This window comes from Enterococcus raffinosus, from assembly GCF_018917525.1.
GTDB classification, from domain to species: domain Bacteria; phylum Bacillota; class Bacilli; order Lactobacillales; family Enterococcaceae; genus Enterococcus_A; species Enterococcus_A raffinosus_A.
The window spans coordinates 38887-52234 of the sequence record NZ_JAHLOS010000012.1 but is presented as its reverse complement, the minus strand read 5'-3'; the positions used below and the strand labels follow the sequence as shown (position 1 = coordinate 52234).

Sequence of the window (13348 nt, the reverse complement as noted above, 5' to 3'; positions counted from 1 at the left end):
ATAGAACCCAATTATATGAGGAGAGAGAGTATGAAAAAAATTATTATCATGATGCTTTTTCTATTTATTATCGCTGGTTGTCAGTCTGATTCATCAAATAAAAAATCGAGCAGCTCTTCAACTGATTCTTCAACACTCAAGACTACTTATAAAACGTCGGAAAGCAAATTATCCAGTACACAAAATACAAAGGAGGAGAATGCTGTGACATATGCTCCAAGGAGCTTGATACAAGCAGTATCAGCGAATGATCTTGATAAAACAACAGAGATTCTTAAATCACCATCGTACCCAATCGACGAAGTGAATGAAAAAGCAGAAACGCCGTTAATGATTGCGGTTCATAATAATCAAGTAGAAATAGCCAAAAAATTGATTAGCGCCGGAGCAAATGTCAATCAACAAGATACTATTCAGGACAGTCCATATCTGTATGCAGGTGCAGAAGGCAGAACAGAGATTTTAGCTTATATGTTGTCTTACAGCACGCCAGATCAAACGATTACGAATCGTTTTGGCGGAAATGCATTAATTCCAGCTGCAGAAAAAGGCCATCTAGAAAATGTAAAAATCCTTTTAACTGATGGTCATGTGAATATTAATCATCAAAATAATTATGGATATACAGCATTGATTGAAGCCGTTGCATTAAGAGATGGTTCACAGATTTATCAAGATATTGTTGCTGAACTGCTAAAACATGGCGCAGATCCCAACATTGTCGATAATTTTGGTAAAACAGCCAAAGATTACGCAAATGAACTAGGTTATGGGAATATTTCTAAGTTACTGCAAACAAATACTTAGATAAAATTGAGAAATAAATACTTTGTTATTGAGCAATAGATATAGGAGCATAAGCAATAGCTCCTTTAAATTTTTTATTTTAGTTGTAGAATGCAAAATAAAATGCAACAGAGATTAAACCACCCCCTTTAATTACGTCTTTTGATTTTAAACCCCTTTAGTATCAGCATTTCATGGATGTTAGAAAATGTATAATCCTGTATAATTATGATGGTTGGGAACCGAGTAAAATAGTGAATACTCAAGGAGGGACAAGCATGAAGTTAAGAAAATACCGTGAATCAGATTGTGAAGCAATCGTTAGTTTGTTTTATGATACTGTCCACAATGTCAATATTCGTGACTACTCTGAGATTCAGCTTAATGTATGGGCACCTAAATCGGCTGACTTTAAAGGTTGGAATAAGTCACTATTAGAGACCCGAACAGCCGTAGCCGAAATAGAAAATGTTGTAGTTGGGTTTGGAAATATTGATTCTACAGGATACCTTGATTGTTTGTTTGTGCATAAGAACCATCAGGGCGAAGGTATAGCTACTGCACTTTGTGACGCATTAGAAGCAACCGCAAACGGTGTAATCACTACTCACTCCTCGATAACTGCCAAACCTTTTTTTGAGAACAGAGGCTACAAACTTGTGAGAAAACAGGTCGTTGAACGTCAAGGCGTGGCTTTAATTAATTATGTTATGGAGAAGAACCAAGTTATTTAAAAAGAGGCTAACAGTCTAACTTTGTCTGATATTTAGATTTCTACATAAGGAGTTGTCTGAATATGGGTTCCTTTAAACATTTATCTGAATTTGAGCGTGGAAAAATTGAGCTAATGTGGAAGCAAGGCCACAAACAAGCAGAGATTGCTCGTGAATTAAACCGTAGCCGTAGTACAATTTCTAGGGAAATTATTCGTAGTCAGGAGTATCAAGACTATGAACGTTATTCTCCTAAAAGGCGACAACATATGTATCGTTACAACGCCTTAATCGCCCAGAACAATGCTAGACATCGAAAGTTAAAAATCGGCAGGAATACCAAACTGACTGATGAAATGAAGGCAGCAATCATCGAAGGTTATAAGAAAAAATGGTCTCCAGAGCAAATTGTAAATGCCGATTCAAGGGTATCCGTATGCGTAAACACTGTTTACAACTGGATTTTGCGTGGCTTTATTAAAGAGCTTGATCGCCGATTAGTTAAACGATATCGTAAGAAATCAGCAAGAAAGTATAGAGCTTTAGGCAGAAATGAAAGCGAAATGGTGTTAAAAAGATCTATTGAACAGCGCCCTAGTGTTATTAATAAGCGTGAACGTTTAGGAGACTGGGAAATTGATTGTGTACTTCCATCAAGAGAAGGAAAAAAGTGCATTGTAACACTTACTGAACGCAAATCTAGATACACATTTATGGCCCTAGCAGCGAGTCAGAGCGGTAGTTCAATGATTCCTGTAATAGATACCTTCATGTCGCTTCACGGAGACGCTGTACATTCGATTACGTGTGACAGAGGTCGTGAGTTCGCAAATAGTACATTCATAAGCTGTATTGAACGAAACTATCATAAAAAAGTGTATTTTACTCATGCTTATGCGCCACAAGAACGAGGAACAAACGAGAATACAAATGGCTTAATACGAGCTTATTTGCCCAAAAAGCAGACTTTTGAATCGCAATCACAGTTTGATATGATCCATATTGCGAATCAACTTAACACTAGGCCTAAAAAGATACATGGCTTCAAAACTTGCGCAGAAATCTTTAAAAATGAGGTGTTAAAACTTGAACGGGACAACGCATATATACCCAACAATAGTGTATAAGTTTTTATTAAGATGTTGCATTTACTGTTGACATCCGCCTTTTTTATTTTAGTTTACATAATATACATTAAACAAAGTTAAATAGAGATTTTTTAGTAAGTAGACCTTTAAATTTGATGTCTACTTTTTGGTTATTTAATCTATTTGTAATATTTCGACTATGCTATAATACAAATAAAATCTACTATTTGTGAGGAAATCTTTCGTGAAAAAAGATAATTTCATACTCCTTTTTATGGGAACTTGTTCATTAATCTACTATTTTAAATATTCTAGCGATCAAGTTTTATTTTTGTATTTAGGAATTTGTTTAGTTACTGTAGTTTTTTTAGCTGAAACTGTTCCATATATTTTAAAAATCAATCGTTTTGCAAACGCTGAACTCAAAAATATTGATTCAATGTCAGGAATAGATTTTGAGGAATACGTTGCTTTCTTGCTAGATAAACATGGTTATGAAAAAACAAAAGTCACTCAAGCCCAATCTGATCAAGGTATAGATATCATTACTAAAAAAGATTCCGAGACGATTGGCATTCAATGTAAACGTTGGAAAAGAAAAGTTGGTAACAAAGCAATTCAGGAAGTCTATTCTGGAATCGGATACTATACTTTAGATAAAGCTATTGTTGTTACGAATAGCTATTTTACTGATTCAGCAAAGGAATTAGCTGCCAAGTTGAATGTTGAGCTTTGGGATAGAAATAAATTAATAAAACTTATTAAAGAATCGAAAACTAATTCTTAGGTACCCATATCTTTTCAAATTCTATACTATGGTAATCAATGAATTCTTTTATTTGATCTTTTATCATAATTCTCTGATTGATATTCATTTTAAAATCATTGGCCATTTCTATTTGTTTATCAGACATTTGTTTTTTTCCACGTTTTAATATATAGTCAATTAAAAGTGGATCATCACCGAGCGCTTCAAAAAGAGTTGCTACTGATGCACATATTTGTGTGTCAATCCAATCTTTTGTACGTAAAATTGTCTTTTCGGGAGCTGTTAACGAGAGTCGGATTTTGTCAACGCCATTAAGAAATTTATCCCACCATCGACAATTTTTCCATTGCGTTCGGTGTTTTTGTGTGCCCTTTTCTTTAAAACACAAGTATCGATTTAAAACCCCTTTAATGAATATCCCTATCTGCAACTCATTATTCACGATAGTCTCTACTGCCGCTTTAGCCCTATCTCCCCTCAACTGAACTTCTGTTCTTTGCCAAAAGTCTATCTCTCGATTAAGAGCATACCCTTTATTCACCCTTTCCGCATACTTATCATAGAAACGAATTATGACATCCGTTTTACCAAAGTATATAGTCTGCCCATTAGTTTCACCATTTTTTAGAACAAACTCTTCAAAATTTCTAGCAGTTTTGAACCTACTTAAAACACACCCACGTCTAATGCAACTTTCAATTTGTTTAAGTTTGAAGTATCCATAAAAGTCATCAATTGCTACATCAAGACGAGTGATATTCATTTCATAGCCCAAAACATATTCAAAAAAATCACTCCAACCCCATCCTGTTTCTTCAAAAGTTTCCTCGAATTGTCTGCAACCCTGCCCAGACATATTTAAAAATATTCCCATATTCTCTGAATGACCATCAAAAAATATTTGAATATTTCCCCAAACTGCACTTTTTGAATAACCGTTTATTCCCTTTTCTTTAACATCAAAAAGTCCCTCTGAAACACAAATTATTCCACACAATTCCTGCCAATTTTTGCAATTAAAAAATGTAGCGGAAAACCAGTCTACACAAGAGGTCAGTGAGTTAGTGTTTGGAGTGATAACCCCCCTGTTAGTACGGGGGGTTAAATTCTGAAAATCTGTTGTCATTTTGAACCACTTCCTTCCAAAATATAACGTTCAATTTTCTTTATAAAAAAGTGAGGTGATTTAGAATTCCCTTTATTAGTCAATCCGAGCTCAATTCTAACTCTATCCCATCTAGAAAATTCTGATAAATCAATACTCTTTTTAACAGGAAATTTAAAATTCTCACCTGAATGAGGTATTCTCAATTGAATGGACTGAGCGACTCTATCTTTTAAACCGAAAATAAATATCTTATCAACGAAAAAAAATTCATGTTCTGTAAACATACAAACAACCCTCTCACGATAATTTTTTTCAAACTAAAGTTTGAGCGCCCCACCTCGGCGCCTTCGGTAAATGATTCATAAAAATAAGGATAAGCCCCTCCTCATTTTTCCAAATCATGAATTTATTGTTTTTCATTTTCATAGATTACTACACCTAGAATCACCACGATCATTACAATCGCCCAATAACAACATAATTCATAGAACTGCATTTTTCACCTCTCAATCCGAACAAAATAGATCTCCTGGCTTCATTATAGTTCGTGTATTTCTACTGCAGGCGACTCTCGAAATTCTCCTTCAGTAATTTTTGTTCGTGTTTTTTTCTTGTTGACTCTCTAACCTACCAAAAAAAGCATTGATAACTTTTTCATCATCATCTATACGTTGATCAAGAGCGTCGATCACAGCATAGCTATCAAACAACTCTCGCAATTCGTCTGACTGCACAAAACTATGACGTCCGATTGTTGAGAGATTCGCCTTTTTATCAGGATTTTGAATCCAATGCTCATAGTGGAGCGGATCGTACCAGCGCTGAAACGTCCAACGACCAAGCAAAGTCTTACACTCAACTACTTCAAAGGTCTGTTCTCTTATAGGTTTTGCTACACGAGTAAAAACTTGGCTTGTGGCGAGAATCTTAATCCCTTGTTTTCTTTGCTGTGTAATTGTTCGTAGTATCGTTACCGGAAACGATCGTACAGAATTATCAAAATCATTTTGAATTTCATCCCAGCCGATCACTACCCCACAAAAGCCATTCTCGCGAGCTATACGGCTTAACACAGGTATTTCAGCCAATGATTTGACTGGCATTGTTTCATGCTTGTAATAAAAGTTCGTGGCTATTAGAAGATCGGGAAATCTCAAACGATAACTTTCTAACTGCTCAACCATGGACATTGATTTCCCTGAGCCTTGCGGACCACTGTATAAACGAAGTCCATATTCTTTAAACTCATGGATTCCGTCTCGTCTTTTTTTAATTAAACTATGCAGATCAATAACTTTGTACTTTAAAAATTTCAAAATCTTCATAGGCTCTTTCTCCTTTTAAAGTTTTTTTAGTCACGTAACAATTCGTATTGCCATTAAGGGGCTCCATTCGCAGGCGAATGGAACCCCTCTTAATCAGCCAATAAAAGGAAGCTTGTTCACGATTGCCATAAAGATATTTTTTAAAAATATGAAATTATCTCTAATCAAGACTGTTGAAATGATTAAAAGTAGCAAACGTATATCGCAAAACATATGAACATAAGCGAATACCGTACCTAAAGCACTGAACCAACTTCCAAAGTCCACATCGATATTAGGTATCAAACTTATTATAAAGTCGATAAAACCAAAGAACAGTTTAAACAAAGCCTCTACGATCATTCGACTATTTCCCCTTTCGTGTGGAACCACTTATACATATCAATCAAAAATTCTAATGCAACACCGCCTGTAATTAACGGATAAACAAATGGGGCTAAAGTATTCAGTATAGATACAGGTATCTCAAAAGACCCATTTCCAAATACTCCTAACGAAATTTCTATATCTTTAAACGTCGATCGACCATTGAACATATTTTTAAATGAGTCTATACCATCAAATATTGAACCGAATTTTAACTTGATTGTTCTAGAAGTATCATCAAATTTCCGATCCATAAAGTCGAGGTTTTCGGGAACGATCAAATGCAAGAGATCATCTATCAAACCATCAAGGAATGTTAACAGATCACGCAAGAGCTGACCGACTTCACCAATAGCCGTTTCTAGCAAACTACCTAAAGTCTCGATCGCCGTTTTCATAACGTCTCCGACAGTCTTAATCAGTGTTTTAAGCCAACCGTTGCCGTTTTCGTCTAACTCAACTTTCGGAATCGTGACATTGACCACTGGTGGTGGCTTCTTGTAGATCATTTCTAACCAGTCGGCAATTGTACTAAGAAAACTATTTGTCGTATTTCCACTTTGAAGCAGATAAGTAAACCATTCTTCTAATAAGATCTTAGTCTCTTCAAAGCCAGCGACAATGGAATATCTAAGCTTGTATATTGCGCTGTTCGGGTCATTCATATCAAAATAGTGCTTCATGAGTAAGGCGAAATGTGAGCGTGATTCTTGGAATTGGACTTTGAACATTCTAACTGCTTTTCCGTCTTTTTCACCGACTGAACCACCGCTGTAATTCTCAGCGTTCCATAAGTCTTCATTTGATTTCATAGAAGCAACAATTGCGGCAATAATGCCAAGTGCGTTATCGCTAAAATTATCAATTTTTTCATTCAATGAATTAATATCATTTTGCCGTTCGGCAGTTTCAGCAGTCAGTAACAACATAAGTTTATCGTTAGACTTTTGTATATCGTTTTCGTCAGCTATCTTAACCCATTTAGTCCAAACACCATTACGTGAACGTTGGTATTGTTTATGAGGCTCTTTATCGATATACGCTTTTTGAATTACAGAACCAGACATATTGGATACTTCTACAGACCAATACGTTTTACGCTCATTTAAGGGTGAATTAGCTGTAACAGTTTCTACACGATATAATCCCGTAGCAGTTAAATCATTCAAATCCGCTTCCTTTAAACGTTTCGATTCTAAGGTATTTTCTATTTTACTGATACGGTCTGATTGATTCTTATTCCAAAGCAATTGAGTAGCTTCAAAAGCCTTTAGTATGTTCACCGACCCTTCTATATCAGTTAAATTACTCTTGATCTGTGAGATAACATTTTGGCGATCCGATACTTCCTGTTTAATGCTTTCTGACAATTGCGTGTCTTTTTCTTCTAATTTGATAAGATCATTTTCGTCAACGATCTTAATCCAGTTTGACCAAGCACCATTCCATGAACGTTGGTATTGTTTATGAGGTTCTTTGTCAATATACGCTTTTTGAATTACGGAACCAGACATATTGGACACTTCTATAGACCAGTACGTTTTACGTTCATTTAAAGGCGAATTAGCTGTAACACTCTCCACACGATATAATCCCGTAGCAGTTAAATCATTCAAATCCGCTTCCTTTAAACGTTTCGATTCTAAAGTGTTTTCTATTTTACTGATACGGTCTGATTGATTCTTATTCCAAAGCAATTGAGTAGCTTCAAAAGCCTTTAGTATATTCACCGATCCTTCTATATCAGTTAAATTATTCTTAATCTGTGAAATAGCAGTTTGGCGATCCGATACTTCCTTTTTAATGCTTTCCGACAATTGCATGTCTTTTTCTTCTAATTTTATTAGATCGTTTTCGTCAGCAATCTTAATCCAGTTTGACCAAGCACCATTCCATGAACGTTGGTATTGTTTATGAGGCTCTTTGTCAATGTATGCTTTCTGAATGATTGACCCAGAAACATTAGAAACCTCGATTGACCAATAACTTTTTCGATCATTCAAAGGTGAGTTCGCTGTAATTGATACAACTCTGTAGAGTCCTGTTTCGGTTAATTCATTTAAATCAATTGAATTAATTCGTTTAGCTTCTAACTTATTTTCTAAATTAGAAATTCTATCCGATTGATTTGTATTTAAAGAATTTTGCGAATCTACAAAAGAAGTTTTCCAACTCTCAATATTGCCCATTCTAGTAGTCAAATTTGAAACTGTTCCGCTGATCGTTGATTTCCAGCTTTCTAAATTATTGACTCTTGTGCCAACGCTTGAAAGAATTCCGTTAGTTGTCGTTTTCCAACCTTCTAAACCGTCCACTCGCTTACTTAGATTTCCCGCCCAAGTATCGTGACTAGAACGCCATGACTCCAAAGTGTTGAGTCTTGAAGTATGACTAGAGATTGTACTAGCTGCCCCGGCTTTCCATGTCTCAACAGTGTTTAGTCTAGTTCCTTGGCTAGTAACAGTACTTTTTAAACTATTAAAGGCGCTTGTGTGGCTTGTACGCCATGATTTTAAGGCGCTAATATCACTTTTGATTCCAGTTAATTGATTCAACTTAGAGTTTGCGCTTGTCTGCCAACTCATTAATTTTTGAACATTTCCCTTTAATGAACTAATATTTGTCCCATGAGATTTAACAGTAGAGTTGACACTATTTACAGTACTTCGTGTTGAATTGATACTTCCTACTGCCGAAGCTATTTTCGAATCGTTACTTGCAATTCGACTAAACGCCGTATTTACTCGCCCATTAAGATATGCATATTGACTTGTAGATATTAATGGTGAAATTCCAGCATTAGCCTGTTGAGTGAATGCCTGCAAAGGAACGATCAAGCTTTCAGCAACTCGAGCAGTGATAATATCTAATTCATTATTTGTTAATCGGGTTCCGTTACTGTCTCCACCGTCTTCGATTTCTTCTTCTTCAAGAAGTTCGAGATCGTCCGGCGGATTGATAATATCGGGGTAGTCGAACCACTCAATGTCTTCCAAAGCGTCTTGATCGCCACTAGAATCAACAGTAGAATCACTACTTGCATTAGTACCACTGTCACTGACTCCATTGATACCACTAGCAGTGCTAGAAACGGCGTAAACACATATCCCAGGACTGCTAAAACAAGTAATAAAAAAACCGCACCAATTACTTTAAGAACTTTTTTCATCTTCATACATTTTCCATCCTTTCATAAAAAAAGGACTAGGCTACAATAGCCTAGCCCGTTGTGGGTATTATCTAACTGCTTTCTTTGCAAAACCTTTGACTTTAGCAATTGCCATAACAGCAAACGCCATAATCACCGCACCACCAATAACAATTCCTGCATTTGCAGTTACAATTCCTGTAAAACCTTTAACCATCCATTCAACTTGATCTGTCAAATCAATTGTGGGAAACGTCGGTAATGTCATTTTATTTTCCTCCTCTACCATATCATTTGAGTAATTTTTGAAACGACAAACCCGCTAAATTTCATCACAGCGAAGGCGCCAAACGCCACGATAATGCCAGCGACTGTCATTGTTCCCAATCCTACTTGATTCGCTTCATAAGCCACACTGGTACTTTGATGGTCAGCGATCGTTGCGAGTTTTTCATTCGTATCTTTAAGCTCAGCAAGAAGATCACTACTACTGGTTGTCTCAGCCAACGCTTTAATCTGGTCATTGTTAGCTTTCAACTCCTTAACCAATTCTGTGTGTCTCTGTTTCTCTTGAAGCGCATCTGCTTCCTGTTTCGTTTTTTCCGCCTCTAGTGACTCAGCCGTTTTAATAGCTTGCTCGGAATCCTCAGTGACTTGCTTTGTTTTATCCTTCAAGCGATCATCTTCACGAGTTTTAATTAAGGAAAATAAATTATATGTGTTTTTGTTCAATTCTTTCAGCTCGTTTAGAATTTCGCTTTCTAGGTTCGTTTGCTGTTCCTCCATATAAATTACGCAGGATTAACAGCAAGACAATTCATTGAAGTGCTGTAGCCCATTTTTACGGCTTTTAGAGTGACTTTACAGGGGTGATTTTCTGATACTTTTTGTTGGAACTCATCATCTGCAAAAAACTCTAAACGTTGATAGTTTTCTGTATCAATGATGTGAACTAATTTGTAAGAATTGCCTTTCGCACTTACTTTTTCTTCAACTTTCTCAAATACTAATTTTCCCGCACTGATAAACATTGGCATTCTCCTTTCACTTTATTTTATTAAAAACCCGAAGGCTTAAAATCTGTTTTTCTGTAAAGCATATCTAGCAGATATTCGTTGGACTTGTATCTCAAACTTAACTGATTTACTATATCTAACCGTCCCAGTTCTCTAGCTCGTCTAATTCTTTGTGTTAAATCGGTTAGCTGACAGCTTATTGCCAGAATCAAAACTTTCTGTTCGTCATTCGTAAATTCAAAAGAGCGTTTCACTACATAAATTTGAGTAGTCATATAACGTCCTCCAAACTAATAAAATCCAGCATACAAATTTTCAACTTCAACTAAACTAGCTTCTAACTCATTTAAAAATTCATTATGCTTAAACTGATCACCATCACGTTCTCTAACTTTACGAAGCAACTCTATTTGTCTTTCCAATTCATTTCTCTTCAATCTCAGACCACTTGTTAATAAATGCCTTTCATTTTGAGAGAATGCAGTACACATTATTCTTAAATCTATTTCTTTCATTGACATCTGACAAAATTCCTTCCTTTTTCTTAACCTTTATCGGTTACAATGTAATTATAAGTGTATAGGAACCCTATAATCAACCTAATTAGGTTAGCTAAACATGTTATTATATAAGGAGTAAAAAGGAGTGTGGAGCATGAATAAATTAGATGAACACAAGATGATTGTTGACAGAATATTACAATTAGCTCATGATAATAACATAACAATCAATAAGCTCGCCTCTTTATCAAATATTAGGCAATCGACCTTGAACGGAATAATTAATGAAGAAAGAATCCCTAATTTATCAACATTATCTAAAATATGTGATGGCTTAAAAATTTCTTTAAAGGATTTTTTTGATTATGAACCTTTCAATAAAAAATAACACCTCGCGAGAGGTGTTATAATTTTATAAGTTAACGGTAATATACATTAAACAAAGTTAAATAGTAAGTTTCTTTTGAATTGATTTACTAAATTCAAGCCAAATTATGACTTCATAGCTTTTCACGGAATATTATTATCATTTACATTTTTACAACTTATCTATTAAAATTTATACCGATTTTCCATTCAGTACGCTTAAGTATTTTTTTATTTTCCAACTAATTATTTTATCAAATAAAATCAAAAACTCACTATCCATAAAATCAATGAAAAATAATCTCATCAAGTTGATTTTATGGACTAAAAATTCACAAAAACAATTTGCAAAAAAATAAAAAAACGCTGCATTTTTTACAGCGTCTTAAAAAACTCTATCTGTCTACACCAGTGAAAACCTGTTCAACATAAAAGGCTTTCACACCTTGTTTATCGTACATATATTTTGATTTAGGGTCATAGTACATGAATCCATCTAACTCTAGATAATATTCGAATAACGATTCCTCAAAAAGGTCTGTAAACCCCAGACCAGCCTTCAAAAATTCCTCTTTAGAAATAAAATCAATCATGAAAATCACCTCTATAGCTGTTTTAAGTATAAGGTATCATAATGATATCAGTTTGAACCGTCACTTATAGTCTGTGCATTAATCAAAATTGATTGCATGAAAACATACTTGCCCCCCCTCTTCTCTATTTATTCAGTTTCTGAATAATCTCATAGGCTTCCGTCATGTCTTCAGCTAAATAATCTGCCGCACTTTGATCAATGGCAGCTCTCGTTTCCTTATAGGCGATCGTGGTGATACCAGCAGCTTTTGCTGCGCTGATGCCATAATAAGAATCTTCAATGGTGATTGCTTGATCTGCTGAGACATTTAGTTATTCTAATGTATTTAAATAAATCGCTGGATTTGGCTTGCTTTCTTCAACAAACTCACCGCTATAAATCACGTCAAAATAATCCTTGATGTTACAAGAATTCAACACTTCGATGATGTGTTCATAGGTTGAAGAGGATGCGACTGCCAGCAAAACCCCTTTTGATTTAGCCCATTTTAAAATTGGAAGAAGCTCTTTCCGGAACAGTTGTTGGTAGTTAATTGATTCATACGCAATGTCGTTGTATTCTTCAAAACGCCGTTTAATCTCGTTTAGAGAATCGTTGCTGCCGATAAGTTTTCTTAATGTCTCATAAAGCATCTTGTAAGATTGCCCAATCAATTCGTCGAAATTGGTTTCTGCTTGATTGATGGAGGGATTTTCTTTTTTGATGAACTCCTGTTGAATGCGAAAATCTTGAAACTCAGTATCGACAATCACACCATCCATATCAAATATTATCGCCTTAATCATTCATTTGCCTCCTTGATCTCTTTAATGGGAATTATTGCAAACCTTTTCATAAAAAGCAAATTGAGTTAAAATTTAAACACAAAAATAGCCAATTACGTAGTTCCTTCACGTAGTCGGCTATTTCTTCATTTTCCCTCGAAGGGCCTTTATTTTTTCAAATGTAATAATTTTCGATTGCGGCTCGGCATTTTTTTCGTCCTCTACTTTACGTTCTTCTACCAAGGTAAGTCCACGATGTTCCGCTCGAAAAATATTTCGTTTGATTTCTTCAACTTGCTGTAATTTTTTTGACGCTTCAGATCGGTAGCGTAACAATTCCTTGATTTTTCGTTCATGGATTCGTTCTGTTACTTTTTCATCAAAGTAACTTGTAATTGCTACATTGATTACCAACGCAATCAACAGAAAATTATCTGTTACACTGGAGCCATCTAAATAACCGTTGCTGAATAACCAGATAACAAAACAAATCAAAGCAATCACACTAAAAACCTGATAGACTCGGAGGGCTTTTTCTCTTTCATCTCGATCGGCGAAAACGGGTTTGGCTTCATAAAATAAGGCCAGGTAAAGATTACGCGCTTCAGCAAACTCCGGCTGCGTCTTAAGTGCTGTGTCGTATGCCTCTTTTTTTGTAAAGCCCTGCTGCTTCATATAATATTTCGCAATTTTTCTTTTTCTGATCATTTGAACCCCCTCTTCGATTCTAAGATCATGGATATTTTGAAGATTCATAAGGTTACTCCTTAATCACGGAATTCTATGTTCGGCAGTCTCTATTTT

General features: G+C 35.4%; 20 protein-coding genes. 5 read left to right on the top strand and 15 right to left on the bottom strand.

Annotation, left to right across the window (positions count from 1 at the left end):
• Positions 1-30 precede the first annotated feature (30 nt).
• From KQI58_RS09820 to KQI58_RS09805, 4 genes are all read left to right on the top strand, one after another.
• Positions 31-807 carry an ankyrin repeat domain-containing protein gene (locus tag KQI58_RS09820; RefSeq protein ID WP_216408707.1) on the top strand — a complete coding sequence of 259 codons (777 nt, stop codon included), beginning with the start codon at positions 31-33 and terminating at the stop codon, positions 805-807.
• A gap of 257 nt (positions 808-1064) precedes the next feature.
• Entirely contained in the window at positions 1065-1520 is a 456-nt protein-coding gene (locus KQI58_RS09815; protein WP_031644628.1) for a GNAT family N-acetyltransferase, read from the top strand.
• A 62-nt stretch (positions 1521-1582) separates the two neighbouring features.
• Positions 1583-2626, top strand: coding sequence for an IS30 family transposase (locus tag KQI58_RS09810; protein WP_049961614.1), 1044 nt, complete (start codon positions 1583-1585; stop codon positions 2624-2626).
• Between the two features lie 205 nt (positions 2627-2831).
• The gene (locus tag KQI58_RS09805) at positions 2832-3374 is read left to right on the top strand and encodes a restriction endonuclease (RefSeq protein ID WP_367397929.1); all 543 of its coding nucleotides are present in this window, start codon (positions 2832-2834) and stop codon (positions 3372-3374) included.
• Here the strand turns inward: KQI58_RS09805 and KQI58_RS09800 are convergent.
• The 11 genes from KQI58_RS09800 to KQI58_RS09750 all read right to left on the bottom strand — a co-directional run bounded on the left by KQI58_RS09800 (position 3364) and on the right by KQI58_RS09750 (position 10840).
• Positions 3364-4482, bottom strand: a complete 1119-nt coding sequence (locus KQI58_RS09800; RefSeq protein WP_216408706.1) for a replication initiation factor domain-containing protein — start codon at positions 4480-4482, stop codon at positions 3364-3366. The genes KQI58_RS09805 and KQI58_RS09800 overlap by 11 nt on opposite strands.
• A complete protein-coding gene (locus KQI58_RS09795; RefSeq protein ID WP_216408704.1) occupies positions 4479-4748 on the bottom strand; it encodes a hypothetical protein in 270 nt (89 codons plus the stop codon). Before KQI58_RS09795 ends, KQI58_RS09800 begins: the two co-directional genes overlap by 4 nt.
• 300 nt (positions 4749-5048) lie before the next feature.
• The gene (locus KQI58_RS09790) at positions 5049-5789 is read right to left on the bottom strand and encodes an ATPase (RefSeq protein ID WP_216408702.1); all 741 of its coding nucleotides are present in this window, start codon (positions 5787-5789) and stop codon (positions 5049-5051) included.
• A 93-nt stretch (positions 5790-5882) separates the two neighbouring features.
• Positions 5883-6131 (bottom strand): hypothetical protein, encoded by a 249-nt coding sequence (locus tag KQI58_RS09785; protein ID WP_216408700.1) that lies wholly within the window; start codon positions 6129-6131, stop codon positions 5883-5885.
• Positions 6128-9151, bottom strand: coding sequence for a pyocin knob domain-containing protein (locus KQI58_RS09780; RefSeq protein WP_216408698.1), 3024 nt, complete (start codon positions 9149-9151; stop codon positions 6128-6130). Before KQI58_RS09780 ends, KQI58_RS09785 begins: the two co-directional genes overlap by 4 nt.
• Complete coding sequence (locus KQI58_RS09775) at positions 9037-9330, bottom strand: hypothetical protein (RefSeq protein ID WP_216408696.1); 294 nt, start codon at positions 9328-9330, stop codon at positions 9037-9039. The genes KQI58_RS09780 and KQI58_RS09775 overlap by 115 nt, the downstream gene beginning before the upstream one ends.
• Positions 9331-9391: 61 nt before the next feature.
• Positions 9392-9571 carry a hypothetical protein gene (locus tag KQI58_RS09770; protein WP_216408694.1) on the bottom strand — a complete coding sequence of 60 codons (180 nt, stop codon included), beginning with the start codon at positions 9569-9571 and terminating at the stop codon, positions 9392-9394.
• Positions 9572-9585: 14 nt separating this feature from the next.
• Positions 9586-10035 (bottom strand): hypothetical protein, encoded by a 450-nt coding sequence (locus KQI58_RS09765; RefSeq protein ID WP_216408692.1) that lies wholly within the window; start codon positions 10033-10035, stop codon positions 9586-9588.
• A 59-nt stretch (positions 10036-10094) separates the two neighbouring features.
• A complete protein-coding gene (locus KQI58_RS09760) occupies positions 10095-10334 on the bottom strand; it encodes a hypothetical protein (RefSeq protein WP_216408690.1) in 240 nt (79 codons plus the stop codon).
• 26 nt (positions 10335-10360) lie between these two features.
• Positions 10361-10594, bottom strand: a complete 234-nt coding sequence (locus KQI58_RS09755) for a hypothetical protein (RefSeq protein WP_216408687.1) — start codon at positions 10592-10594, stop codon at positions 10361-10363.
• A 15-nt stretch (positions 10595-10609) separates the two neighbouring features.
• Positions 10610-10840, bottom strand: coding sequence for a hypothetical protein (locus KQI58_RS09750; RefSeq protein WP_216408685.1), 231 nt, complete (start codon positions 10838-10840; stop codon positions 10610-10612).
• Between the two features lie 133 nt (positions 10841-10973).
• On the opposite strand from KQI58_RS09750, the gene KQI58_RS09745 reads away from it, so the two are divergent.
• Positions 10974-11207, top strand: a complete 234-nt coding sequence (locus KQI58_RS09745) for a helix-turn-helix domain-containing protein (RefSeq protein WP_216408683.1) — start codon at positions 10974-10976, stop codon at positions 11205-11207.
• Between the two features lie 373 nt (positions 11208-11580).
• Here KQI58_RS09745 and KQI58_RS09740 read toward each other — a convergent pair whose 3' ends face one another.
• The 4 genes from KQI58_RS09740 to KQI58_RS09730 form a co-directional block, all read right to left on the bottom strand.
• Positions 11581-11778 (bottom strand): hypothetical protein, encoded by a 198-nt coding sequence (locus KQI58_RS09740; RefSeq protein ID WP_216408681.1) that lies wholly within the window; start codon positions 11776-11778, stop codon positions 11581-11583.
• Positions 11779-11952: 174 nt separating this feature from the next.
• A complete protein-coding gene (locus KQI58_RS23000; protein WP_301282194.1) occupies positions 11953-12087 on the bottom strand; it encodes a hypothetical protein in 135 nt (44 codons plus the stop codon).
• Between the two features lie 4 nt (positions 12088-12091).
• The gene (locus tag KQI58_RS09735) at positions 12092-12565 is read right to left on the bottom strand and encodes an HAD family hydrolase (protein ID WP_253295876.1); all 474 of its coding nucleotides are present in this window, start codon (positions 12563-12565) and stop codon (positions 12092-12094) included.
• Between the two features lie 117 nt (positions 12566-12682).
• On the bottom strand, positions 12683-13300 hold the full coding sequence (locus tag KQI58_RS09730; RefSeq protein ID WP_216408679.1) for a hypothetical protein: 618 nt from the start codon (positions 13298-13300) through the stop codon (positions 12683-12685).
• Positions 13301-13348 lie beyond the last annotated feature (48 nt).

Excerpts from the sequence above, each read along its gene's own strand:
- KQI58_RS09820 (WP_216408707.1), top strand. The coding sequence starts at position 31 with ATGAAAAAAATTATTATCATGATGCTTTTTCTATTTATTATCGCTGGT.
- KQI58_RS09815 (WP_031644628.1), top strand. The coding sequence starts at position 1,065 with ATGAAGTTAAGAAAATACCGTGAATCAGATTGTGAAGCAATCGTTAGT.
- KQI58_RS09810 (WP_049961614.1), top strand. The coding sequence starts at position 1,583 with ATGGGTTCCTTTAAACATTTATCTGAATTTGAGCGTGGAAAAATTGAG.
- KQI58_RS09800 (WP_216408706.1), bottom strand. The coding sequence starts at position 4,482 with ATGACAACAGATTTTCAGAATTTAACCCCCCGTACTAACAGGGGGGTT.
- KQI58_RS09795 (WP_216408704.1), bottom strand. The coding sequence starts at position 4,748 with ATGTTTACAGAACATGAATTTTTTTTCGTTGATAAGATATTTATTTTC.
- KQI58_RS09790 (WP_216408702.1), bottom strand. The coding sequence starts at position 5,789 with ATGAAGATTTTGAAATTTTTAAAGTACAAAGTTATTGATCTGCATAGT.
- KQI58_RS09785 (WP_216408700.1), bottom strand. The coding sequence starts at position 6,131 with ATGATCGTAGAGGCTTTGTTTAAACTGTTCTTTGGTTTTATCGACTTT.
- KQI58_RS09775 (WP_216408696.1), bottom strand. The coding sequence starts at position 9,330 with ATGAAGATGAAAAAAGTTCTTAAAGTAATTGGTGCGGTTTTTTTATTA.
- KQI58_RS09770 (WP_216408694.1), bottom strand. The coding sequence starts at position 9,571 with ATGACATTACCGACGTTTCCCACAATTGATTTGACAGATCAAGTTGAA.
- KQI58_RS09760 (WP_216408690.1), bottom strand. The coding sequence starts at position 10,334 with ATGTTTATCAGTGCGGGAAAATTAGTATTTGAGAAAGTTGAAGAAAAA.
- KQI58_RS09755 (WP_216408687.1), bottom strand. The coding sequence starts at position 10,594 with ATGACTACTCAAATTTATGTAGTGAAACGCTCTTTTGAATTTACGAAT.
- KQI58_RS09750 (WP_216408685.1), bottom strand. The coding sequence starts at position 10,840 with ATGTCAATGAAAGAAATAGATTTAAGAATAATGTGTACTGCATTCTCT.
- KQI58_RS09745 (WP_216408683.1), top strand. The coding sequence starts at position 10,974 with ATGAATAAATTAGATGAACACAAGATGATTGTTGACAGAATATTACAA.
- KQI58_RS09740 (WP_216408681.1), bottom strand. The coding sequence starts at position 11,778 with ATGATTGATTTTATTTCTAAAGAGGAATTTTTGAAGGCTGGTCTGGGG.
- KQI58_RS23000 (WP_301282194.1), bottom strand. The coding sequence starts at position 12,087 with ATGTCTCAGCAGATCAAGCAATCACCATTGAAGATTCTTATTATGGCA.
- KQI58_RS09735 (WP_253295876.1), bottom strand. The coding sequence starts at position 12,565 with ATGATTAAGGCGATAATATTTGATATGGATGGTGTGATTGTCGATACT.
- KQI58_RS09730 (WP_216408679.1), bottom strand. The coding sequence starts at position 13,300 with ATGAATCTTCAAAATATCCATGATCTTAGAATCGAAGAGGGGGTTCAA.